The following is a 23,215-nucleotide window of genomic DNA, read 5'->3' as shown; positions in this document are numbered from 1 at the left end:
GATCACAGCACGCAGGCGTGGCCCGCACAAGCGCCGTGGCTCATGCTTCAACAATCGGCTTGAAGCCGCCCCAGAACATGCGTTTGGTGTCGAACGGCATGTCCTTCGGGCCCAGTGACGCCAGCCGCGGGGCCGCCATTACTTTCGCGTTAATACGGTCGCGCGCCGCGCGCGAACGGAACACCACGAAGGCGACGATCACCGTTTCGCCCGGTTTGGCCTTGACCGCACGCGGAAACGACGTGCTCTTTCCCGGTTCCACATCGTCAGCCACGCATTCCATGTACTGCAGCGCGCCATGGTCCTTCCACACCGTACCGGCCTTGCGGGCAAGGCGGCGGTAGGCCGCCACCTTGTCCTGGGGGCACGGCAGCACGTAAGCATCCACGTAAGCCATGAGGATTCTCCCTGCGGCGGCCGTCAGCCCGGCTCGCCGTCCATGTGTGCGATTTCCCAGAGATGGCCATCCAGATCCTGGAAGCCGCGCTGGTACATGAAGCCCAGGTCGCGCGCCGGCTGCGGTTCGCTGCCGCCGGCGGCCAGTGCCTTGTCCACCAACTCGTCAACTGCCTTGCGACTGGGTGCCGAGAGTGCGTTGATCACTTCCGTGTGAGTGTGCGCATCGGCAATCGGCTTGTTGGTGAACTGCTGGAAAAAAGGTTGGGTCAGCAGCATCACGTAGATGCTCTCGCTGATGACCATGCCTGCCGCGTCATCGTTTGTGTAAGTTGGATTGAAGCTGTAGCCCAGCGCGGTGAAGAAGGCCTTGGATTTCTCCAGGTCCTTCACCGGAAGATTGACGAAGATCATCTGCGGTTGCGGTGCATTCATCGGTGAAGCTCCTTGTGGATGAAAAGAAGAGGGATCAGGGCTGCTTCATGCAGTTGACCATCCACGGCTTGCCGTAGCGGTCGATCAACATGCCCCAGCGGTGCGCCCAGAACGTTTCGGCGATCGGCATCTGCACCTGGCCACCGTCGGCCAGCGCGGCGAACACGCGTTCGGCTTCTTCGATGCTGTCGACGTCGACATTGATGGTGGTCGAGCCACCCTCGCCACCGCCGGGACCGTCGGCCGCCATCACGATGGCGCTACCGATTTCCAGCTGGCTGTGCGCGACGTGGTCCAGGGTTTCCGGCGGCATCTCATTGCAGCCCGGCGAGCCATCGGAGGGCGGCATGTCGCGGTATTTCATTTCCGAGGTGACCTGGCCACCGAGTGCCTTGGCATAGAACGCCATCGCCTCATGGGCCTGGCCGCTGAAGCCGAGGAAGGGAATCAATTTCATGGCGATGCTCCGTCGTGGATTTCAGGGTGGTAGCGCCGGGCCATGCCCGGCGGCGGAATTGAATCGGGTCAACCTTCCAGCTGTGCACGCAGACGCTGTTCCTGCTGCTGTAATTCGGGGGTGAAGGCTTCGCCGAAGTCTTCAGCGGAGATCAAGGGACGCAGTTCGAGGGTGCCGCCACTGCCGAACGGCGCACGGCTGGCCCACTCGACGGCCTCGTCCAGCGAGCGCACGTCCCACAGCCAGAAGCCGGCGATCTGCTCGCTGGCGGGTCCAAACGGGCCGGCCTCGACCTTGGGCGCGCCACTGCCGAAATGAATGCGACGTCCGCGCTGGGTGGCATGCAGGCCTTCACCGGCCAGCATGATGCCGGCGGCCACGAGCTGTTCGTTGAAGGCGCCCATTTCGGACAATTCCTGTTCGCTGGGCATGCGGCCGGCTTCGGAGTCGGCGTTGGCCTTCACGATCACCATCACTTTCATTGCGGTCTCCCGTGGGGACGCGTGGTGCGTGCCCTTCACTGGGTACAACGAACCAGGGGGCTGGGAATCGACACGTCTTTTGAAAATTATTTCTTCCGTGGAAAGCGCGCCTTCGGCGGGCGTCGGCGAACGGCGGAGCCCCTCCGTGGTGGGGGTGGGTTGGTCGCTGAAAAGCTCGGGTTCATGGGTTTGGCCGGGTGGGTAGGCGGGTCGGGGGACGCCGTAAACCCGTCCCTGGGGGCTTGGCCGCGGCATCCATGCCGCGGACACCCCCGCCCCGCCTACCCACCCGGCCTTGGACAAGTTCCTGTCTCCGTTCCACCACGGGAAGATCAAGAAAAAAAACAAAAGCAACAGCAACGGCGGTTGGCTGGCGGCCTCGGCTTTGCGAGCGAAGCGACCCGCTTTTGCTCTTGTTGTTGATTTCCCGTGGTGACTCGGCGACCGGAATCTGTCTGGGGCCGGGCGGGTGGGGTTGGCGGGGTATCCGCGCCATGGATGGCGCGGCTAAGCCTCCACGGACGGATTCACGGCGTCCCCGCCAATCCCACCCGCCCGGCCCACCCGCAGAAACCCAGCTTTCAGCAACCAACCCACCCCACCACGGAGGGGCTCCGCCGTTCGCCGATCGCCCGCCGCAGGCGGCCTTTCGCGCTGCAGCATGCCGGCAGGCAAACCTGCGCCATCATGGGCACCCCGCCCCCGCCAGGACCGTCCCATGCAGCAGTACCTGCTTCTGATCTACATCGAGCCTGCCCTGCTGCAGGCCCTGCCCACCGAAGAATTCAACGCGCTGATGCGCGACTGCCTCGCCCACGCCGACAAACTGCAGGCGGAAGGCACGCTGCTGGCCGCGCAGAAGCTGCAGCCGGTCGACACCGCGCAGACCCTGCGCGTGCGCGATGGCCACAGCCGTGTATTGGATGGCCCGTTCGCCGAAACCCGCGAACTGCTGGCCGGCTTCAACCTGATCGTCGCCCGCGACCGCGACGAAGCCATGCGCATCGCCCGCGACTTCCCCTGGGCGCGCTTCGGCAGCATCGAGGTGCGGCCGCTGGAAGACATGGACGCCGAGCGCGAACGCTGCGGCGCCCCGGCTGCGGCTATGGCAGCAGCCGTACCCTGATCTCGCGAGGGCCCACGCCTTCGTTGCCGCTGTAGTCGCGCACGCTGGCGCGCACGGTGTACTCGCCCGGAGGCAATGCCGCCGGCTGCCAGCGCCCGGTTTCCATCAGGCCGTCACGCACGGTGTTGGTGGCGAGGTAGCGGAAACGGGTCACCGCGCTGCCATGCACGGTGATGCCGCTGTCCGGTGCGTAGGCCACGCGCACCGCTTCGGTCTGCGGCGGCATGCGGTTGAACACGATGTTCCAGCGCGGCTGCTCATAACCCTGCAGCGGCTGCCCGGCAGCATCGAGGATCTGGTAGCCCACCTGGTACATGCCCAGCCGGCGCCGCGGCAGGTTGTTGTCGACCTGGTCCCAGGCCTCGACCACGATCTGCACGCCACGTCCCTGCCGCGCCAGCATCACCACGCCGTCGCTGCCCGCCGCCAGTGGCTGGTCGTTGTCGTCCAGCAGCGCCACATCGGTGATGCGCGGTGCGAAGTGGTCGGCGTAGTTGTGGAAGCCCAGCGCCACGGCGTTGGTTTCGAAGCCGCCGGTGCCCACCGCCAGGTGCACGTGCGCCTGGTTGTTGATGCTGCCCAGGCGATCGCCGACGTGGATGCGCGTGCCGCGACGCACCCGCATCCGCTCCAGCTTGCCCTGTTCGTCGTACAGCGCCTGCCAGCGCGCATCGAACGGCTGGTCGCGCGGTGTGCGGCCGACCCGCATGTGGATGTACTTGAGGCGGTCCACGGCCAGGCCCTCGGCCTGCCCACCCAGGCTCCACGCCGCTACCGGGCTGCTGATCTTGCCATCGGCGATCGCCAGCACGGTCTGGCCGACATCGCCGCGCACATCGAAACCGCCGTGCAGGTGGTGGCGGCTCTCGCCCTTGAAGTTGCCGCGCACCTCGCCCAGCGTGCCGACCACTTCATGCCAGCCATCCTGGGGTGCCAATGGCCAGCGCCCACCGGTGTCCGGCAATGCTGCATCGGCAGCGGGCCCGACCAGCGCCGGTGCCGGCAGGTCACCCACCGGCAGCGGGCGCAGGCGGTGCAGGCGATAGCTGGCAGAATCGGCCACCAGCACGCTGCCATCGGCATCCATCGCCAGGCCACTGGGGCGGGCCAGGCGTGGCAGGCGGCCGTTGCCCACCAGCGCGATCTGGTGGCCCTGCGGTGTTACCTGCACGATGCGGCCATCAAGGTCACCCACGTACAGCACGCCGTCGTGAGTGGTGGCCAGTGACAGCGGCCCATTGATCACGCCACCGGCGGCGACCACGGTGCTGACCGTGCCATCGGCCGCCACCCGGCGAACCGCGTTGTTGAACAGGTCGGCCACCAGCAGCGCACCGTGTGCATCGAAGGCCAGCGCCACCGGCGTATCAAAACGCGCGGCGGCACCCACGCCGTCGGCAAAGCCTGGCCGATCGCCACCGGCCAGGGTGCGCACGCTGCCATCGGTACCGATCACCCGGATGCGATCGTTGAACGTATCGGCCACGTAGACCTGGCCCTGCGCATCCACTGCGATGCCCATCGGCGCATCGAAGCGGGCCTGCGCGGCAGGGCCATCGGCATAGCCCTGTTCGCCACCGGCCAGCGTGGTCACCTGGCCATCGGTGCCGATACGGCGGATCGCGTGGTTGCCGGTGTCGGCCACATACAGGTTGCCCTGCGCGTCGGCGGCGATGCCCGAGGGCGTATTGAAACTGGCCTGCAGTGCCGGGCCATCGATACGCCCCTCGCCCTGCCCGGCCACCGTTTCAACGCGGCCATCGGGAAGTCGGCGACGGATCCGGTTGTTGTCACCGGCATCGGTGAAATAGACGCTGCCATCGGCACTGCGCAGCAACGCGTACGGATCGGCGAAACGCGCCTGCGCGGACGCGCCATCGCGGTCACCCGGGTGGCCATCGCCGGCCAGCGGCTCGATCTGCGCGGTCCACGCCAGCGGCGTTGGAACCGGACCTGCCGGTTCAGCCGGCGTATGCAGCGGCGTCTCCCACCAGGTCGCGGCCAGTGCCACTACGGTCGCCAACGCTACGCCTGCCGCCATCCATTGCCACCGTGCCATCGTGCTGCGCTGCCTGCCTGCTGTCTGAAGAGACACCGACAATAGACGCTGAACGCAGGATCCGCCAAGGCCAAACGTACTGCCGGATACCAGAGTTCCATGCGTCGCGCTTGTTCTCCCTGGCTACAGCGGGTTCAATGCTCTTCCCACGGATGGAGATCCTCCATGCCCCGCATCTTCCCCCTCGCCGCCCTGCTGGTGGCCGCACTGGCCAGCGCGCCGGCCTCCGCCTCGATCTCGGTGGCACCACAGAAGCCGTCAGTCACCGCCGATGCGATGCACCAGGCCTATGCCACGCGATGGGATGAGGCGATCCAGCAGTCACGCAGTGGCAACACGCTGGGCGCACTGATCGCGATGGAACGGCTGATGGAAGATCCGATGCTGGATGACTTCGATGCTGAACATCGCGGCCGCGCCGCGCAGGTGGCCGGCTGGACCGCGATGGTGCAGAAGAAGCCGGACCAGGCTCGCCGCTATCTGCAGCGCGCGCAGGAGGCACTGCCGGACGATGCGCAGATCCTGCTGACCCTGGTCTCGGTGGAACTGTCCGAGAACCAACCGGCGCCTGCCACCAAGCACCTGGTGCAGGCGCTGAAGCATGCCGGCGCGCCGTTGCCGGTGGACCACCACGCGATCAACTACCTGCAGTTCCGCCTGCGGGACCAGCCGCAGCAGCGTATGGAACTGCTGCAGGCGCTGTTCGACAACGGCTGGAAGAGCGGCGGCCTGGAACCCACCGGGCTGTGGCTGGCGCTGGCCACGCTGCAGGCCGACAACGGCCGTGGCGACAGGATTCCCGCCACGCTGGCGCGCATCACCGGCCCCGCCGAGATCATCCGCCTGCGCAGTGACAAGCGGTTTGATCGCTATGTCGACCGCGCCGATGTCCGCTTCGATCCGGTGCAGGCTGCACAGAAACACCTCGACGAACTGCGGGTCTCCGGCCTGCTCGACCGGGCGCTGGACGCACGCATGGCCGAGTTCAGCAGTACGCTGCTGATGCTGGACCGCAACGAGGAAGTGCTGGCACTGACCGATGGCATGGCCGCTGCGGCGGCCGAAGGTGAGTCGCCCTCGGCGGCGGAAGCCGAATGGGTGGCATGGCTGCTCAACAGCCGGCTCACGGCGCTGCGCCGGCTGGGTCGCAACGAGGATGCGCTGGCGGCAGCCAAGCTGGCCGCACGCATCGGTGCACTGGGCCCGGATGGTGCCGAGCACCAGTTCAACGTCGGCTTCGTGTTCAGTTCGCTGGGCCGCATGCAGGATGCCGCCACGGCAGTGAATGACATGCCGGGCCTGGCCGGTTACGGCAAGGCGGCCCAGGCACTGCTGCAGTTCGTTGCCGCCCGTGAACGTGGCGATGCCAAGGCCGAACAGGCCGCGCGTGCAGCGATCCTGGCCCAGGGCGATGACGCGCGCCTGTTCCAGCGCGAGATGCTGCTGGACGAGGGCAATCTCGACGGCGCAGCTGCCGTGCTGATCGAACAGTTGCGCTCACCCGTTGAACGCGGTGAAACGCTGGCCAGCCTGCAGGACATGCGCACCTATCCGTCGCTGCCCGGTGACGTGAAGATCGATGCGGCCTGGCGTGCGCTGAAGCAGCGCGCCGACGTGCAGGCCGAGGTTGCCCGCCTGGGCCGCATCGAACGCTACGAACTGGTCAGCACCTCCACCTCGCGCTGAGCAAGCTCCCATGTAGAACCACGTGCGTGCAGCACCACCCGCCTAGCGCGCCGGCACCTCGGTACGGATGCCCATCGCCTCGCGGTAGCGTGCGTACAGGGCCATCACCTTGTCCACGTAGGCCAGGGTTTCGGCATAGGGCGGCACGCCCTTGTAGCGGGTGACCGCGCCGATGCCGGCGTTGTAGGCGGCCGCTGCCAGCGGCCGATCACCGTTGTAGCGACGCAGCAACGCGCGCATGTAGCGGGCGCCGCCATCGATCGACTGCTGCGGCGAGAACGGATCATTCACCCCGTACTCCTGCGCGGTGTCCGGCATCAACTGCATCACGCCCTGTGCGCCCTTGCTGGACACCGCCAGTGCATCGAAGTTGCTTTCGGCATGGGCGATCGCGCGCAGCCACGCGTCATCCACGCCGGTGGCCTTGGCGGCGGCCTTGAACTGTTTGGCATGCTGCGCCAGCTGCGGCTTGCCCACCTTGCCCAGGCCTTCGTGGGCAGGTTCACCCGGCGGCGTGGCCATGGTGAACTTCAGGAACACCCGCGAGCCGGGCAGGTTGCGGGTGGAGTAGACCAGCGCGCCATCCTGCTCGCGCTCGTACAGCACGCCGCTGAACACGCCCATGTTGCCCCACAGGTTCGGGGTCTGGATGGCGTTGTCGTCGATTTCCTTCGGGGTGCAGCGTGAACCGGGTTCCGGCGCGGTGGCCAGGCTGACGGTGTTGCCCTGCACGCAGCGGTAGACGGTGCGCGCGGCCGCCAGCCCGGGCCACAGGCTGGGCAGCAGCAACAGCGCAAGCAGGAGAGGGCGACGGAACATGGCGGCCGGATCATCCGGCCGCGCCCGCTAATGCTGGGTGAATGGGGGTCGGCAGGGCTGCGCCCTGCACCCGTGGTAGTGCCGGCCGCTGGCCGGCAACCTCAACAGCAACGGCAACGGCCGATTTCCTGCGGGGGTCGGATCCCGTTGCTGCGCAACGGTCTCTGACCCCACTCCAGAGAGATCTCTGGATCAATCGATGGAACGCAAACGCTGGGTTACTTCGCGGTCCTCCGCCGCACCCAATACCCCACGCCCAACAGCACGAACCACACCGGGCTGGCGACCAGCGCCTGGCGGGTGTCGGCCTGCAGGCTCAGCAGCACCAGCACGGCGGCGAAGAACACCAGGCAGGCCCAGCACATGGCGACGCCGCCGGGCATCTTGAAGATCGAGGCGGCGTGGCGTTCCGGGTAGCGGCGGCGGTAGGCCATGTAGGCCACCAGGATCAGCGACCAGACGAAGATGAAGAGCACGGTGGCCAGCGTCGTCACCAGGGTGAAGGCGGTCACCAGGTTCGGGATCAGGTAGATCAGCAACGTGCCGCCCAGCAGGCACAGGCACGAGAACAGCAGGCCACGGGCGGGCACTGCGGCGCGTGACAACTTCGACAACCCGCGCGGTGCGTGGCCCTCTTCGGCCAGGCCGTACAGCATGCGGCTGGTGGAGAAGATGCCGCTGTTGGCCGAAGACGTGGCCGAGGTCAGCACCACGAAGTTGATCAGGCTGGCCGCGGCGGGAATGCCGGCCAGCACGAACAGCTGCACGAACGGGCTCTTGTCCGGCACCACCTGGCGCCACGGGGTGACCGCCATGATCGCGATCAGCGCCAGCACGTAGAAGATGATGATGCGCACCGGGATCGAGTTGATCGCCTTGGGCAGGTTGCGCTCGGGGTCTGCGGTTTCAGCGGCGGTGGTTCCCACCAGCTCGATGCCGACGAAAGCGAACACCGCGATCTGGAAACCGGCGAAGAAACCGACCAGGCCCATCGGGAACATACCGCCGTCATTCCACAGGTTCGACAACGACGCGGTGTGACCGCTGGGCGAGGTGAAGCCCCACGCCACCAGCCCGGCGCCGGTGATGATCAGCGCACAGATCGCCACGATCTTGATCAGCGCGAACCAGAACTCCATCTCGCCGAACAGCTTAACCGTCACCAGGTTCAGTGCCAGCAACAGCAGCACGCAGGCCAGTGCCGGTATCCACGCATCCAGCCCGGGGAACCAGAACTGCGCGTAGGCGGCAATCGCGATCACGTCGGCGATGGCGGTGACGATCCAGCAGAACCAGTACGTCCATCCACAGAAGAAGCCAGCCCAGGGACCGAGCAGATCGGTGGAGAAATCGATGAAGGATTTGTACTGCAGGTTGGACAGCAGCAGCTCGCCCATCGCGCGCATCACGAAGAACAGCATCGCGCCGATGATCAGGTAGACGAAGACGATGGACGGGCCGGCCAGGCTGATGGTCTTGCCCGAGCCCATGAACAGGCCGGTGCCGATGGCACCACCGATGGCGATCAACTGCAGGTGGCGGTTGGACAGGCTGCGGCGCAGGTGCTCGGGGGGCGTTGCGGGCTCGGTCATGGGCGTGCACTGGGGCGGGCGAAGCGTTCGACGTTAGTCCTCCCCGGCCCGGAGCGCCAGCGCTGGACGGCCCGATTACGTCAATGATGGTCGCTTTCATCACATTGTGACCGAATACCGGATTCGTCCCATTCCGCCCGGCCCGGCGTCATGCTCAGATAGCCGCACCTGCCCAAGGATCGGCCCGACCATGTGCCCTGCCCTGCCCGCCCCGCTGGAGCTCCGGCCTTGAGTCGGCTGCGCGTGATCATTGGTGGCACCGCGCTGGCGCTGCTGGCCGCGGCCGTGCCGATCGCGGTGATGGCCTATGCCACCTGGGACCGTGCAGTCAGCGTCGAGCAGCAGCGGCTGCGCGACATCGCCGGTCGCGCGCTGCGCCGCGCCGACCAGTCCTACCAGGAAGCGCTGGCGGCACTGCAGTCGGCCGAGGTCGGCGCCCACGACGCCTGCGGGCCCGACCATATCCGGCGCATGCAGACACTGGTGATGACCTCGCCGTCGGTCGACCAGATGGGCTACTTCGAGGGTGGCAAGCTGCGCTGTACGTCGTGGGGGCCGTTCCTGTCCGACGTCAACCAGCCCAAGGCCGACCACGTCACCAGTGATGGCGCCGGCATCGCCGTGGATGTGCGCCCCGAGGCCAGCGGACGGCGCCAGGTCCTGTCGTTCCTGTACGGCAACTACGACGTGCTGGTCGATCCGCGCCGCTTCGTCGATGTCATCGCCGACCCGAACGTGCGCCTTGCCCTGGCCAGCCCCGATGGGCGTCTCCTGGCGAGGCAGGACGGCATGGATCCGGCATTGCTGGAGACCCTGCTGCGCGCCCCCGATGAAGGCCTGGACCACCACACCCTGTATGCCACCGCCCGCAACGAAGAGTGGTTGGCGATCGCGACCATGCCGCGTACCGCGCTTGCCGCGACCTTCCGCCAGCAGGCGTGGCTGTTCGTGCCGATCGGCGTTCTGCTGGCCGCTGCCGGTGCCGGCCTGGTGATCTGGCTGTCGCGTCGCCGCCTGTCCCTGCGCGGCGAGCTGGCCACAGCGATCCGCCGCCGCGAGCTGTACCTGCACTACCAGCCGATCATCGAGCTGGATACCGGCATCTGCGTCGGCGCCGAAGCGCTGGTGCGCTGGCAGCGCCCGGATGGCACCCAGGTGCGGCCGGACCTGTTCATTCCGCTGGCCGAAGAGGCCGGCATGATCGGCGCGGTCACCGATCTGGTGATCGAGAACGTGGTGCGCGACATGCGTGAACTGCTGGTGGCCGACCGCAGCGCGCACATCGCGATCAACCTGGCCGCCGAAGATATCAGCAGCGGCCGTGCGCTGAAGATGATCTCCAAGCACATGGCCGGCAGCGGCATCCTGCCGCAGCAGATCTGGATGGAGGCCACCGAGCGCGGCTTCCTGGATCTGGACCGCGCCCGCACGATGCTGGCGCAGGCGCGTCGGGCCGGACACAGCGTGGCCATTGACGATTTCGGCGTCGGCTTCTCCAGCCTGCAGTACCTGGAACAGCTGCCGCTGGACGCGTTGAAGATCGACAAGTCATTCATCGATGCGATCGACACCGAGAGCGCCACCAGCCCGGTAACCCCGCACATCATCGACATGGCCAAGGAGCTGGGCCTGTGGGTGGTGGCCGAGGGCGTGGAGACCGAGGCACAGCTGGCGTATCTGCATACCCGGAAGGTCGAGTTCGCGCAGGGTTGGCTGTTCTCGCGGCCGCTGCCGCGGGATGAGTTCGTGGTGTTCCATCACAAGCGGCAGCAGCGCTATGGCGCGGCGCGGGAGCACATGCAGAATCCGCGCAGCGTGCCGATCGAGCGTGAGGGGATCGAGTAGGACGGCCAACGGCGGAGCCCCTCGTGGTGGGTCGCGCCCAGTGGATCCATCAGTTGGGGCCGGGTGGATGGGTCGCGCAGGGGGCGCTGCAAGTACGTCCATGTAAGCTCGGTCGCCGCATCCATGCGGCTCACGCCCCTGCGCAACCCACCCACCCGGCCACGGACACATTGCGGCGGCGTCCCACCACGGAATCAACAGAAGAAAGCAAAAGCAAAAGCAAACGCGGGTCGCTGCGCTCGGTGGATCCACGCCATGCGTGGATGGCGTGGACCACGGTAGTGCCGGCCGCTGGCCGGCACCTCGGTAACGTCTGGTCTGCGCCTACGCCCAGGCCTTCGGCCGTGCCAGCAGCCACGCCACGGTCACCGCCAGCAGCAGCAACGGCAGCCATCCCAGCTGGCTCGGGCCACTGGCCTGCAGCAGCACACCGCCTGCTACGCCACCGGCGGCAATCGCCAGGTTCCAGCCGGTCACCAGCATCGACTGCGCCAGGTCGGCAGCAGCACCGGCACGGCGTGCGAGCGCGGTCTGGAACAGGGTCGCAACCGACCCGAACGCCACGCCCCACAGGATCGTTGCCAGCAGCAGCGGTGTGGCCTCTCCTGGCCACAACAGCAGGGCCAACACCGGAAGAATGAAACCGATCACGGCCGCCCACACCAGCGTGCGCAGATGACGGTCCACGCCCCAACCGGCAATGCCGATACCAACGATGGCAGCCACGCCGAAGGCCAGCAGCAGGCGGTCCAGCCACGGGCCGGCGCCGGCCTCCACCGCCAGCGGTTCGATGTAGGTGTAGAGCACGTTGTGCGCCAGCACGTACAGCACCATCACCGCCAGCGCGCTGCGCACGCCGGGCATGCGCCACACCGTGCCCAATGACGTGCGCTGGCCGGCACCGGCAGCCGGCAACGCCGGCAGTGTCCAGCGCGCGTACGCCAGCAGTCCGACACCCAGCACGCTCATCAACGCGAACGCCCAGCGCCAGCCGATCTGCTGGCCCAGCAACGTGCCCGCCGGTACGCCCAGCGACAGCGCCAACGGCGATCCAACCATCGCCACCGCGATTGCCCGGCCCTGCAGCGACGGCACCACCATGCGCGCCGCGTAGCCGGCCACCAGCGACCACAGCAGGCCACCACTCACACCGGCCAGGAAACGCGCGGCCAGGATCAGCGGATAGCTGCTGCTCACGGCGGTCAGCGTGTTGACCACCACGAAGCCGGCAATGGCGGCCAGCAACAAGGGGCGTCGCGGCAGGCGCTGGGTCAACGCGGTCATCGGCAGTGCGGCCATCACCGATCCCAGCGCGTACACGCTGACCAGCTGGCCCACCGCCGCATCACTCACGCCCAGGCTCTCGCCCATCGGCCGCAGTACACCGGCCGGCAGGGTTTCGGTCAGCAGGGTGATGAAGCCGCCGCCGGCCAGCGCCAGCAGCCCCGCCCACGGCAGGCGCGTGGCTTCACCGGCCGGGCTGGCCGCATCAATGGCATGGCCGCTCATCGCGCAGCCTCCAGATCGGCGTAGACCGCGTCACGCAGCTCATCAACGAAGGCACCGTCCATGCCTTCGTACAGGGTGTTGGTCAGCGCCACCACGCTCAGCCCACGCGCAGGATCGACAAACCAGCTATGGCCGTAGGCACCGCCCCAGCGCCAGGTGCCTTCGCTCTGCGGTGTGCCACTGGCGGCGGCATCGCGCAGCACCGCAAAGCCCAACCCGAAGCCCCAGCCGGCCGGTTCCGGCGGCCCCTGCTCGCCCACCTGCGGGCTGGCCATCTCCGCCACCAGCGCGGGCGGCAACAGATTCGAAGCTTGCACATCGCGCAAGGCCTCCAACACCGCCATCACCTCGTCGGCGCTGCCAATCAATCCAGCACCGGCCGAAGGGAAACGGCTGGCATCGGTAGCACGGGCGAGGCTGTACTCGATGCCGACGGTACCCTCGAATGGAGCGACCACCTCGCCTTCCTGCAGGCGATGCGGCTGCGGCGCGTCGGTGACATAGGGCGCGGCCAGCCGTGCGGCATCGTCGATGGCAAACGCGGTATCGCTCAGGCCCAGCGGCGTGGCCAACAGGCGTGCGAACAATGCCTGCAGCGTTTCACCAGTCGCGGCTTCAGCCACGGCGCCCGCGACGTCCACGCCCAATGAGTACAACCATTGGCTGCCCGGCGCGAACAGCAGCGGCGCCTGCGCGATGCGATGCACGTTGTCGGTCAGCGTCAGCGGATTCGCATCCATGCCATCGCTGACGCCGGCCTGGGCGTACGGGCCATCCGCATCGGCTTCGAGGAAGCGGTAACCCAGCCCGCTGCTATGGCTGAGCAGTTGGCGCAGGCTGATCGGCGGCGTGCTGCCATCGGCCAGCGCCGGGCGGAAGTCCGGCAGCCAGCGCTGTACCGGCGCATCCAGGTCCAGCACGCCTTCGGCTACCAGGCGCAGGATCACCGTGGTCAACAGCGGCTTGCTGACCGATGCCAGCCGGAACAACTGATCGCGCTGCATCGGCGTGGCCGACTCGCGATCGGCCAGCCCGGTCGCGCTGGCGTGGCGCAGCACACCGTGCTCGCGCACCAGCACCACCGTACCGACCAGGCGCTGTGGGTGGACCTGCTGCAGCAGCCGCTGCACCGACGGCAGCGTCGGCGCAGGTGCAAGGGAAGGAACAGCGTTCATCGCGGTGATCCGTGGGGAGAGGCCCGCCACGTTAGGCACCACGCCCTCGTGCAAAAAGCCGGTTGCCGCTCCGGGCATCATGGACCGTGCAGTCCGCAATCGGCATGATGGCCGGAACTGCAAGGCCGCAACGGGCTCCGCACCACTTCGCACCACAGTGTTGCGATGGCGGAGCCGTCCGCTACAGCCGCGCCGACCTACCCTGCCGCTTTCATTGCCCGCACGCCCATGTCAGTCCTGGACAACCTCGCCAATCTGCAGACCTTCGTGCACGCGGCCGACACCCGCAGCTTCGTCGAGACCGGGCGCCTGCAGGGCATCTCGGCCTCGGCCGCCGGCAAATGCGTTGCCCGGCTGGAACAGGCACTGGGCGTGCGCCTGTTCCACCGCAGCACGCGCAGCATCACCCTCACCGCCGAGGGCCAGCTGTTCCTGGCACGCTGCCGGCGCATCCTCGACGAGCGCGATGCCGCGCGCACCGAGCTGGCGCAACCGCATGCCGCACCAAGTGGCACGCTGCGCATCGGTCTGCCGCTGGTGGGTGATCTCACTCTGCCACTGATGGCCGAGTTCATGTCCGCGTATCCGGACATCCGCCTCGATCTGGATTTCAGCGACCGCCTGGTCGATGTCATCGAGGAGGGTTTCGATGCCGTGCTGCGCGTCGGCGAGCCCAGCGACTCACGCATGAACGCTCGACGCCTGGGCGTGTTCCCACGCCGCATCGTCGCCTCGCCGGCGTACCTGCAGCGGCGCGGCACGCCGCGCACGCCGGCCGATCTGATGCAGCACACGCTGCTGCACTATCGCTTCCCCAGCACCGGCAAGCTGGAACTGTGGCCGATCCACTGGCCCGACCATGAAACACCGCAGGAACTGCCGGTACACATGGTGGCCAATACCATCGAAGCGCGGGTGGCGCTTGCATTGCGCGATATCGGCCTGGCATTCGTGCCGGTGCACTCGGTGCGCGATGCACTGGCCGATGGACGCCTGCTGACCGTGCTCGACGAGCATGTGCACTCCTGCGGCATCTTCCACCTGCTGTGGCCGTCGGGCCGCCACGTGCTTCCGAAGCTGCGGGTATTCATCGACTTCGTCAGCGCGCGCCTGGAAACCGTGCCGCAGGCCGGTAGATCTGCGCTCGATGGCCGTGCCACGTAGAGTCGAGCTTGCTCGACTGCTCCTCAAAAGCAGTCGAGCAAGCTCGACTCTACAGTTCGCATGCCCTGCGGGCGGTATAATCTCCCCTCATCCCTCCCAGAGGCTCGCGACCAATGCGCCATTGATGCCGCCGTCTTCCCACTAGACGGCCTGACTCTTCCCGCCCCTGCGCGCAGGGGAGAACCCGGCATCCATGGAGGTCGCATGACTCCGCATTCCCTCACGCTCGATCGCGTGTCGTATCGATTGGCCGACGGCCGTGTGCTGTTTTCCGATCTGACGTTTTCCTTCGAACCGGTCGCCACCGGCCTGGTCGGTGCCAATGGCGCTGGCAAAAGCGTGCTCGCACGCCTACTGGCCGGGCGTCTGTCGCCCGATAGTGGCCAGGTGCGTGGCAGTGGCCGCGTGTTCCTGTTGCCCACACCGGGCTATCCACCTACCGGTACCGTCGGTGAATTGGCCGGTGTGGGTGAAGCCCTGTCCGCGCTCGCACGCATCGAAGCCGGCAGCGTCGATGAGGCCGACTTCACCTGCATCGGCGACCGCTGGGATCTGCGTGAACGCCTGCAGCAGCAATGGCGTGCGCTGCAGCTTCCCGACGACCTCGATCCCGCCCAGCCGGCCGCGCGCCTCAGTGGCGGCCAGGCCATGCAGGTGGCGCTGTCCGGCGCCTGGGCCAGCGGTGCCGACTGGCTGATCCTGGACGAACCCAGTAACCACCTTGATGCGCGTCATCGCCAGCAACTGTACGAGCAGTTGCAGCAATGGCGCGGCGGCCTGCTGGTGATCAGCCATGATCGCGAACTGCTGGCGCACATGCAGCAGATCGTCGAGCTCGATGGGCGCGGGCTGCATCGCTATGGTGGGCCGTGGCAGCACTATGCCGAAGTGCGCACTGCCGAACGTGAAGCCGCCGCCGCCCAGCTTGACCAAGCACGTGCGCAGCATCGGCAGCAGCAACGCAGTGCACGCGAACAGCACGAGCGCCAGCAGCAACGCCAGGCACGCGGCAATCGCGATGCGAAGCAGGCCAACCAGGCCCCGATCCTGCTCGGCCGCCAGAAGCAGCGCGCCGAAGCCAGCCATGGTCGCGCACAACAGGTGCAGGCCGAACGCCTGCAGGCCAGCGCAGAGCATCTGCGCGCAGCGGCATCGGCGGTGCACGCGGCGCCGGAACTGGCACTGTTCGCCGGTGCGGGTGACCGTGGCAGCACGCGCCTGCTACAGGCCGAGGCGCTGGTGCTGCCACATGGCTGCAGTGCCCCGTTGCAGCTGGAGATCCGCCGCGGCCAGCGCATTGCCGTGGTCGGTGACAACGGCAGCGGCAAATCGACCCTGCTGCGTGTATTGGGCGGCCAGCTGCCTGCACGCAGCGGCATCGTGCAACGGCATGCGCCACTGGCGCTGCTCGACCAGCAGCTGCTGGGATTGTCCGGCGAGCGCAGCATCCTCGATAGCGTACAGGCGGCCAATCCGGGGGCGGACCCGGGCGAACTGCGCACACGGCTCGCGCTGCTGGGACTGGATGCACAGCGCATCCAGCGCGCCGCCAGCAGCCTCAGCGATGGCGAACGGGTGAAAGGCGCACTGGGCAGCGTGTTGTACGCCGATCCCGCGCCGCAGCTGTTGCTGCTGGACGAGCCCGGCAATGCGCTGGATCTGAACGCATTGCAGGCGTTGGAGGAACTGCTTGCGGCATGGCCGGGCGCACTGGTGATGGTCAGCCACGACCGGCACCTGCTGCAGGCGTTGCGGCCGACCCAGGTGCTGCACGTGAGCACCGAGGGCTGGCAGTGGCATGACGCCTTGTAGATCCACGCCATGCGTGGATTCGATTCTGTAGAGTCGAGCCATGCTCGACTCCGCCATGCCGGCCATCCACGCATGGTGTATCGACCCGGGGTAGTGCCGGCCGCTGGCCGGCAGCCCAAGAGACCTCAATGCACCATCAGCGCTTCCACACCGGGAACGCCTGTGGCATCTGCTGCCACAGCAGTGGCCCCGCCCGCAGCTCCTGGTCATTGAGCAGGCACGCATCCAGCTCCGCGCGCACCGCACGCTCATCCATGTGCACACCAATCACCACCAGCTCCTGGCGGCGATCCCCCCACAACGGGTGCCACAGCCGCTGCATCGCCGTGTGCGCGGCTGCATCCGGGAATTCCTCCAGCCCCGGCAGCGGCGCACTCCAGCAATCAGCCTGCTGCCGCGCCCAGCCGAGGTCGCTGTACGGCAGCGGTGTCGGCGGCAACAACGGCGCAGTGTCTTCCAGGCCGGCACGCACGCGGTCGCGCGCGGCATACCAGAAGCCCGCCGCCTGCGTCCGCGTCGCCGCGCCCACGGTGTTCAACTCGCCTACCCAATCCATGCGGTTGGCCAGCCAGAACCAGCCCTTGCTGCGGATCACGCCGGGCATGCCGGACTGCAGCGCGCGGGCGAATCGCGCGGGGTGGAACGGACGCCGCGAACGGTAGACGAAGCTGCCGATGCCGTACTCTTCGGTCTCCGGTGTGTGCTCGCCCCGCAGTTCCTTCACCCAGCCAGGCGCACGTTGCGCACGCTCCATGTCGAAGCGGCCGGTATCCAGCAGCTCGGCCAACGGCACATCACCGAAGCTGGACAGCAGCAGCTTCGCATCCCGGTTCAAGCCACGCAGTACCGCCAGCGTGTCCTGCAGCACCTCGTCGTCCACCTGGTCGACCTTGCTGACCACGATCACGTCGGCGAACTCCACCTGCTCGCACAGCAGATCGACCACACCGCGATCATCGTCCGGCCCGGCCTGCTGGCCGCGTTCGGCCAGGCGCAGGGTCGAGCCGAAGTCGGCAAGGAACGCGCTGCCGTCGACCACCGTCACCATCGTGTCCAGCCGCGCGATATCACTCAGGCTGAAGCCGTGCTCGTCGCGCACCGCGAACGTGGCCGCCACCGGCATCGGTTCACCGATGCCCGTCGACTCGATCAGCAGGTAGTCATAACGACCCGCATCAGCCAGACGCCGCACTTCCTGCAGCAGGTCATCGCGCAGCGTGCAGCAGATGCAACCGTTGCTGAACTCCACCAGCGTCTCTTCGGTGCGGCGCAGTTCGGCCCCACCTTCGCGCACCAGCTGCGCATCGATGTTGACCTCGCTCATGTCGTTGACGATGACCGCCACGCGCAGGCCCTCGCGGTTGCGCAGGATCTGGTTGAGCAGGGTGGTCTTGCCGGCCCCCAGGAAGCCGGACAGCACGGTGACCGGAAGGCGACGGTCGGCGCGGGAAACAGTGTTCATGTCGGAGCGGGTTGGCTGCGGAACGGAAATGTTACTGTATAACACTTGTTGCGCAAGGAACCTCCCCCGATGAAGTCGCCTTCTGCCGCCCTGCTCGATGCCGGCGCGGTCGCCCTGTCCAGCCTGTGCCTGCTGCACTGCCTGGCGTTGCCCCTGCTTGCCGCCGCGCTGCCGCTGTTCGGCACCTGGGCCGAAGCGGAATGGGTCCACCTGCTGTTCGTGGCCATCGCCCTGCCACTGACCGGCTACGCGCTGTGGCGGGCCGAGCGCCGCCACCCACTGCCCGTGCTGGCCTGGGCCACCGCCGGCGCCGGGCTCGGCCTGCTGCTGGCCGGCGCGCTGGCGCTGCCCTCGCACGACTGGGAGACACCGATGACGGTCACCGGCAGCCTGCTGCTGGCCGCCACGCATATCTGGAACGCGCGACACCGGCACGGGTAGTGCCGGCCGCTGGCCGGCAACCGCATGAGCTTCGGACGCCACGGGTAGTGCCGGCCGCTGGCCGGCAACCGCATGAGCTTCGGACGCCGCGGGTAGTGCCGGCCGCTGGCCGGCAACCGCATGAGCTTCGAACGCCACGGGTAGTGCCGGCCGCTGGCCGGCAACCGCATGAGCTTCGGACGCAACCTGCAGTTGCCGGCCAGCGGCCGGCACTACCCCTGCTATTTGCCGTAGCGGCGCAGCAGCTCCACCAGCACCGCAGCCTCGTCCGCCCGCTGCTGCGGGTCTTCGGCACCCACCACATGTTCCTGCAGGTGCTCGTGCAGCAGCTCCATCAACAGGCTGTGGGCTGCACCGCGCACGGCGGCAACCTGCACCAGCACGCCCGCGCAGTCCCCCGCTTCCCCCTCGGGCTTGTCCAGCGCCTGCTCCAACGCCGCCACCTGGCCCGCGATGCGGCGTACCCGGGTCAGCAGCTGCTTTCGATTCTTGTGTACATGGGCCATGGCAGGATCATATACCCTATGGGGGTATCCACTCCAGCTCCCACCGCCATGCAATTGGACGCCCTCGCCGCCGCCCGTCGCCACGAACACCGCTTCGACGACGGCAACCCGCTGGCCGAACGCAACACCCGCCGCGCCCTGTGGCTCACCGTCAGCATGATGTTGGTGGAGATCGTCGGCGGCTGGTGGTTCAACTCCATGGCCGTGCTCGCCGACGGCTGGCACATGAGTTCGCACGCGCTGGCGCTGGGCCTCTCGGTGTTCGCCTACCGCTGCGCGCGGCGCTACGCGCACGATCCGCGCTTCGCCTTCGGTACGTGGAAGATCGAGATCCTGGCCGGCTATACCAGCGCCATCGCATTGCTCGGCATCGCCGCGCTGATGGCCGTGCAATCGCTGGAACGGCTGTGGGTGCCCGCCCCCATCCACTACAACGAAGCCATCGCGATCGCAGCGGTGGGCCTGGGCGTGAACCTGCTCTGCGCCTGGTGGCTGCACGACAGCCCGGGCCACGCGCACCACCACGGGCACGGGCACGACCACGATCACGGCCATGCGCACGGTCACGACCTCAACCTGCGCTCGGCCTACGTGCACGTGCTGGCCGACGCCGCCACCTCGGTGCTGGCCATCGTCGCCCTGCTTGGCGGCAAGCTGCTGGGCCTGACTTGGCTGGACCCGGTGATGGGCCTGGTCGGCGCCGTGCTGGTGACGGTCTGGGCAATCGGCCTGCTACGCGACAGTGGCCGCATCCTGCTCGACGCGCAGATGGATGCGCCGGTGGTGGCCGAAGTGCGCGAGGTAATCGAACAGGGCCCGTGGCCGGCACGCCTGGCCGACCTGCACGTCTGGCAGGTGGGTCGCGGCAAGTACGCGGTCAGCGCCAGCGTGGTCACCAGCGACGTCAGTCTGGATGCCGATACCGTGCGCAACGCGCTGGCGATTCATGAGGAACTGGTGCACGTGACGGTGGAGATTCACCGCAGCGCCTGACCCGCATCTGGTAGTGCCGGCCGCTGGCCGGCAACCCCATGAACGCCGCACACAACCTGCAGGTGCCGGCCAGCGGCCGGCACTACCGCTAGAGCTTCAACATCATCCGCAGCAGGTACATCAGCAGCGGCAGCGCACTCAGCACCGCACCACCGATGCCGATCCACGGCCAGCGCTCGCCGCGCACGCGCGAAGCCACCGCCAGACCGCAGCCCACCAGCGCCGCGCCCAGCACCCCCACGCCCAATCCCGCAGCCATGCCATTGCCGCCTGCGGCCACCGCCGCCTGCGCAGCCAACGTGCCCGCGCCCCAACCCACAGCGATCCCCAGCCAACTGGCCACGCCGCACCACGGTGCCTTGCCCTTCGCCATCCGAAAACCCCTGTGTCCTTGCCGAATTTCTGTACGGACCACGCCCGTGTGCTGCCTACACTAGCCGCACCTGCCCCGTCGGGACATCCCATGCGCACGCTCCGCCTGCTGCTGCCCGGTGCCCTCCTGCTGCTCACCGCCTGCAGTGGTGATGCCGGGCTTCCTTTCAGCGCCAACCCGTTGCAGGGCTGCTTCGCCACCGGCGCGCGCAAGCCGGCCGATTTCCGCATCGACAAGGAAGGCGGCCAGTACTTCGTCTCCTTCAGCCGCGGCGACCAGTGGCAGCGCGAGCCCAATGCGCTGCACAAGGCCACCCGCAGCGAGATCAGCCGCTACTTCCGCGATGACGCCGAGCAGATCGACAGTGCGTTGATCCGCATGGCCGGTGGCTTCGGCATCTTCCACTTCAACAAGGGCGCGACGCTGAAGGGAAAGGCCAGTGATAGTGACTACATGGCGCTGATGCTGATCGGGGCTGGGCCGGTGTATGCGGTGAAGTGCCCGTAGATGCAATGATTCTGATGGCGGCGCAGGGCACTATGGTTACAACCTGTCTTCTTTGAGGAGCGATGCCAATGCTGCTGTTTCTGCTGCTTGCGGTAAGCGCGCCGAAGACCCAAGGTGCCTATGACGAAGTCCGGCAGCTGCCCGATGGCCGGACCCTGATCATGCGCACCCTGGACTGGGATCTCGGTGATGGTCGCCATGAGCGCGTCACCGTGCATTGGCTGATGCAGGAAGACGGTAGCCTGCGCTACGACTTTGATCGGCAGCCACCGGAAACCCAGGAGGTCCATCGTCGGTCGTGCGCGCGAGTAGGCATGCAGCCGTCGCGTGGCGTCGGCGTGATTTCAGGGGAAGGAACCACACACGGCTATAGCTGCACCAGCCAGCTGTAGCGCCGAGCCCACGCTCGGCTCCGCCATGCTGGCATCCACGCGTGGCGTGGATCTAGCGCAACAGCAGCCACGCGTGACCCCGGCAACAGCTGCGGTACCATGCCCTCCCCCGAACCGCCCCGGTACCCGCCGTGCCCCATTACACCGGCCCCCTGCTGACCCGCGACAGCGCTGACACCCTGCGCCGTGCCCATGACAAGGGCGCTGCTGAATGGCAGGGCTCGCTCGACCTTGGCCGCGGCCAGGACAGCGTGGTGCTGGATGCCGACGGCTTCCACTTCCGTGGCCAGCGCTACCCGTGGCCGGGCAAGCTGAAGGACCGCACGCTGTACTACTGGGACGGCGAGGACTTCGCACCGATCTCGCGCTACAGCGGCTCGCTGATCAAGCTGGTGCCCACCGAATGGGGCGCACCGACCTTCGAGATCGACGGCATCAAGATGCTGCCGACCTCCAAGCTGTCACCGTTCGAGGATGCGCGCCGCAAGGTCGAGCTGGTCGCCCCGGCCGGCAAGGTCATCCTCGATACCTGCGGTGGCCTGGGCTACTTCGCCGCCTGCGCGCTGGAGGCCGGCGTCGGTCAGATCCGCTCGTTCGAGAAGAATGCCGACGTGATGTGGCTGCGCACGCTCAATCCGTGGTCGCCGGATCCGGAATCGGCTGCGGCCGGTGGCCGGCTGCAGTTCAGCCACGGCGATGTCTCGCAGCAGATCGAACAGGTGGCCAGCAACAGCGTCGACGCGATCCTGCACGACCCGCCGCGCTTCGGCATCGCCGGCGAACTGTACTCGCAGGTGTTCTACGACCACCTCGCCCGCGTCATCCGCAAGGGCGGTCGCTTGTTCCACTACACCGGCGCCCCGAACAAGCTGACCAGCGGCCGCGACGTGCCGCGTGAAGTGGCCAAGCGCCTGGAAAAGGCGGGGTTCAAGGCCGAACTGGCGCTTGACGGCGTGCTGGCCGTCAAGCGCTGAGCCTCATTCCGAGTCTACCTTCGCCAGCTTCATCACCCACTTCGGCACTTCCGGTTCACCGGCGTAGAAGTCCTTCGGTTTCTTCTCCGCCATCGCCCAGCGGTGCAGCCAGCTCGGGCCATAGCGACCGCTGTAGCCCTCGGCGCCACGCGCGTAAGCGGGATCGCGCATCGCCTCATCCAGTGAAATGAAGCGATAGCCGCGCCGCTTGGTCGCCGCCACCAGTTCGGCGAAGGTGGCTGCATTGAGCTCATTGGCGTGCATCAGCCACACCTGCGGCAGCGCGTAGCCCAGCAGCGCCTGCGACTGCTTCTCGTAGTAGTCCAGCTTGTTCAGCATGTACGGCACATAGCCCTTGCGCAGCTGCGCCAGCGTCGCCTCGCGCGCCGGGGAATCGGGCTGCTCGTTCATCACGTTGGCATAGGCGAAGGCCCACACCCACTCCCCGTTGTCGACCGTCACCGGTGCCACGCGGTAGCCATGCTGCTTGAAGAACACGTCCATCTCCGCGCGTTCTTCCGGTGTGCGTCCGGCACGCAGATAGGGATGGCGCATCCACTGCGGTTTCAGTCCGCGCTCGGCCAGCAGCGGCCGCAGCACCGTTTCACCACGCAGAAAATCCTGCTGGAACGCAGGCACACCCCTGGCGTTCAGATCCATGTGCGAATAGGTGTGGTTGCCCAGCACATACCCGGCGTCCAGCCAGTCGCGCAGCATCTGCACCCGCGCGGGCTGCACGTGCCCGTTGATCTCAAGCTTGTTCTCGTTGACGAAGCCGACCACCGGCACACCCGCCTGACGAAGCTGAGCCATCAGCGCTTCGTGCCGCGATTGCAGGTCCGGCGGAACGATCTCGTCCACCCGCGCCCACGGCAGGTCGTCGATGGTCATCGCGATCCGGCGATCCACCTCGGCGGCGTGTACCGCCAACGAACACAGCAGCAATGGCACCGCACGCAGCAACCAACGCATCAGCACATCCTTGCAGGGGCGAAGTGCTGACTCTAGCG

The 23,215-nt window shown here is 67.4% G+C and carries 23 protein-coding genes; 10 read left to right on the top strand and 13 right to left on the bottom strand.

Annotation, left to right across the window (positions count from 1 at the left end; genetic code table 11):
• Window positions 1–40 precede the first annotated feature (40 nt).
• From MG068_RS02110 to MG068_RS02095, 4 genes are all read right to left on the bottom strand, one after another.
• A complete protein-coding gene (locus MG068_RS02110) occupies window positions 41–397 on the bottom strand; it encodes a DUF1428 domain-containing protein (RefSeq protein ID WP_132809035.1) in 357 nt (118 codons plus the stop codon).
• Window positions 398–420: 23 nt separating this feature from the next.
• Complete coding sequence (locus MG068_RS02105; protein ID WP_032128772.1) at window positions 421–831, bottom strand: VOC family protein; 411 nt, start codon at window positions 829–831, stop codon at window positions 421–423.
• 34 nt (window positions 832–865) lie between these two features.
• Window positions 866–1,288, bottom strand: coding sequence for a VOC family protein (locus MG068_RS02100; RefSeq protein WP_012509913.1), 423 nt, complete (start codon window positions 1,286–1,288; stop codon window positions 866–868).
• Window positions 1,289–1,356: 68 nt separating this feature from the next.
• Window positions 1,357–1,770 (bottom strand): YciI family protein, encoded by a 414-nt coding sequence (locus MG068_RS02095; protein ID WP_110710912.1) that lies wholly within the window; start codon window positions 1,768–1,770, stop codon window positions 1,357–1,359.
• A 718-nt stretch (window positions 1,771–2,488) separates the two neighbouring features.
• Here MG068_RS02095 and MG068_RS02090 point away from each other — a divergent pair.
• Window positions 2,489–2,896, top strand: a complete 408-nt coding sequence (locus MG068_RS02090) for a YciI family protein (RefSeq protein WP_004153945.1) — start codon at window positions 2,489–2,491, stop codon at window positions 2,894–2,896.
• On the opposite strand, the gene MG068_RS02085 is transcribed toward MG068_RS02090, so the two are convergent.
• On the bottom strand, window positions 2,874–4,955 hold the full coding sequence (locus tag MG068_RS02085) for an NHL repeat-containing protein (RefSeq protein WP_132809033.1): 2,082 nt from the start codon (window positions 4,953–4,955) through the stop codon (window positions 2,874–2,876). The two genes, MG068_RS02090 and MG068_RS02085, sit on opposite strands and share 23 nt — an antisense overlap.
• Window positions 4,956–5,120: 165 nt before the next feature.
• Here MG068_RS02085 and MG068_RS02080 point away from each other — a divergent pair, with 165 nt between their 5' ends.
• Window positions 5,121–6,641, top strand: coding sequence for a tetratricopeptide repeat protein (locus MG068_RS02080; protein ID WP_132809032.1), 1,521 nt, complete (start codon window positions 5,121–5,123; stop codon window positions 6,639–6,641).
• A 42-nt stretch (window positions 6,642–6,683) separates the two neighbouring features.
• On the opposite strand, the gene MG068_RS02075 is transcribed toward MG068_RS02080, so the two are convergent.
• Together MG068_RS02075 and cycA are read right to left on the bottom strand one after the other, a co-directional pair.
• On the bottom strand, window positions 6,684–7,460 hold the full coding sequence (locus tag MG068_RS02075; protein ID WP_125892404.1) for a lytic transglycosylase domain-containing protein: 777 nt from the start codon (window positions 7,458–7,460) through the stop codon (window positions 6,684–6,686).
• A 218-nt stretch (window positions 7,461–7,678) separates the two neighbouring features.
• Complete coding sequence (gene cycA, locus MG068_RS02070) at window positions 7,679–9,052, bottom strand: D-serine/D-alanine/glycine transporter (RefSeq protein WP_049399140.1); 1,374 nt, start codon at window positions 9,050–9,052, stop codon at window positions 7,679–7,681.
• A gap of 228 nt (window positions 9,053–9,280) precedes the next feature.
• Between cycA and MG068_RS02065 the strand changes: the two genes are divergently transcribed.
• Entirely contained in the window at window positions 9,281–10,897 is a 1,617-nt protein-coding gene (locus MG068_RS02065; protein ID WP_049399139.1) for an EAL domain-containing protein, read from the top strand.
• A 324-nt stretch (window positions 10,898–11,221) separates the two neighbouring features.
• Here MG068_RS02065 and MG068_RS02060 read toward each other — a convergent pair whose 3' ends face one another.
• Window positions 11,222–12,406 (bottom strand): MFS transporter, encoded by a 1,185-nt coding sequence (locus MG068_RS02060; protein ID WP_132809030.1) that lies wholly within the window; start codon window positions 12,404–12,406, stop codon window positions 11,222–11,224.
• Complete coding sequence (locus MG068_RS02055; RefSeq protein ID WP_132809028.1) at window positions 12,403–13,581, bottom strand: serine hydrolase domain-containing protein; 1,179 nt, start codon at window positions 13,579–13,581, stop codon at window positions 12,403–12,405. Before MG068_RS02055 ends, MG068_RS02060 begins: the two co-directional genes overlap by 4 nt.
• 228 nt (window positions 13,582–13,809) lie before the next feature.
• On the opposite strand from MG068_RS02055, the gene MG068_RS02050 reads away from it, so the two are divergent.
• Together MG068_RS02050 and MG068_RS02045 are read left to right on the top strand one after the other, a co-directional pair.
• Window positions 13,810–14,745, top strand: coding sequence for a LysR family transcriptional regulator (locus tag MG068_RS02050; protein WP_107432530.1), 936 nt, complete (start codon window positions 13,810–13,812; stop codon window positions 14,743–14,745).
• A 204-nt stretch (window positions 14,746–14,949) separates the two neighbouring features.
• Window positions 14,950–16,557 carry an ATP-binding cassette domain-containing protein gene (locus tag MG068_RS02045; RefSeq protein ID WP_132809026.1) on the top strand — a complete coding sequence of 536 codons (1,608 nt, stop codon included), beginning with the start codon at window positions 14,950–14,952 and terminating at the stop codon, window positions 16,555–16,557.
• Window positions 16,558–16,693: 136 nt separating this feature from the next.
• On the opposite strand, the gene MG068_RS02040 is transcribed toward MG068_RS02045, so the two are convergent.
• Window positions 16,694–18,019, bottom strand: a complete 1,326-nt coding sequence (locus MG068_RS02040) for a GTP-binding protein (protein ID WP_100433956.1) — start codon at window positions 18,017–18,019, stop codon at window positions 16,694–16,696.
• 69 nt (window positions 18,020–18,088) lie between these two features.
• Between MG068_RS02040 and MG068_RS02035 the strand changes: the two genes are divergently transcribed.
• Window positions 18,089–18,460, top strand: a complete 372-nt coding sequence (locus MG068_RS02035) for a MerC domain-containing protein (RefSeq protein WP_014645760.1) — start codon at window positions 18,089–18,091, stop codon at window positions 18,458–18,460.
• A 221-nt stretch (window positions 18,461–18,681) separates the two neighbouring features.
• On the opposite strand, the gene MG068_RS02030 is transcribed toward MG068_RS02035, so the two are convergent.
• Window positions 18,682–18,966 carry a metal-sensing transcriptional repressor gene (locus tag MG068_RS02030; RefSeq protein WP_132809024.1) on the bottom strand — a complete coding sequence of 95 codons (285 nt, stop codon included), beginning with the start codon at window positions 18,964–18,966 and terminating at the stop codon, window positions 18,682–18,684.
• 48 nt (window positions 18,967–19,014) lie between these two features.
• Here MG068_RS02030 and dmeF point away from each other — a divergent pair, with 48 nt between their 5' ends.
• A complete protein-coding gene (gene dmeF, locus MG068_RS02025; protein ID WP_132809022.1) occupies window positions 19,015–19,959 on the top strand; it encodes a CDF family Co(II)/Ni(II) efflux transporter DmeF in 945 nt (314 codons plus the stop codon).
• An 88-nt stretch (window positions 19,960–20,047) separates the two neighbouring features.
• On the opposite strand, the gene MG068_RS02020 is transcribed toward dmeF, so the two are convergent.
• Window positions 20,048–20,332, bottom strand: a complete 285-nt coding sequence (locus MG068_RS02020) for a hypothetical protein (RefSeq protein ID WP_132809020.1) — start codon at window positions 20,330–20,332, stop codon at window positions 20,048–20,050.
• 90 nt (window positions 20,333–20,422) lie between these two features.
• Between MG068_RS02020 and MG068_RS02015 the strand changes: the two genes are divergently transcribed.
• From MG068_RS02015 to MG068_RS02005, 3 genes are all read left to right on the top strand, one after another.
• Entirely contained in the window at window positions 20,423–20,839 is a 417-nt protein-coding gene (locus MG068_RS02015; protein WP_132809018.1) for a hypothetical protein, read from the top strand.
• Window positions 20,840–20,907: 68 nt separating this feature from the next.
• Window positions 20,908–21,231: a hypothetical protein gene (locus tag MG068_RS02010; protein ID WP_132809016.1), complete on the top strand. Its 324-nt coding sequence runs from the start codon at window positions 20,908–20,910 to the stop codon at window positions 21,229–21,231.
• 131 nt (window positions 21,232–21,362) lie between these two features.
• Entirely contained in the window at window positions 21,363–22,205 is an 843-nt protein-coding gene (locus MG068_RS02005; RefSeq protein WP_132809014.1) for a class I SAM-dependent methyltransferase, read from the top strand.
• A gap of 3 nt (window positions 22,206–22,208) precedes the next feature.
• On the opposite strand, the gene MG068_RS02000 is transcribed toward MG068_RS02005, so the two are convergent.
• Window positions 22,209–23,177, bottom strand: a complete 969-nt coding sequence (locus MG068_RS02000; RefSeq protein WP_132809012.1) for a polysaccharide deacetylase family protein — start codon at window positions 23,175–23,177, stop codon at window positions 22,209–22,211.
• Between the last annotated feature and the right edge of the window lie 38 nt (window positions 23,178–23,215).

Source organism: Stenotrophomonas sp. ASS1, from assembly GCF_004346925.1.
GTDB classification, from domain to species: Bacteria; Pseudomonadota; Gammaproteobacteria; order Xanthomonadales; family Xanthomonadaceae; genus Stenotrophomonas; species Stenotrophomonas maltophilia_A.
Note: the sequence above shows the minus strand (reverse complement) of the source record. Positions and strands in the feature narration are given on the sequence as shown.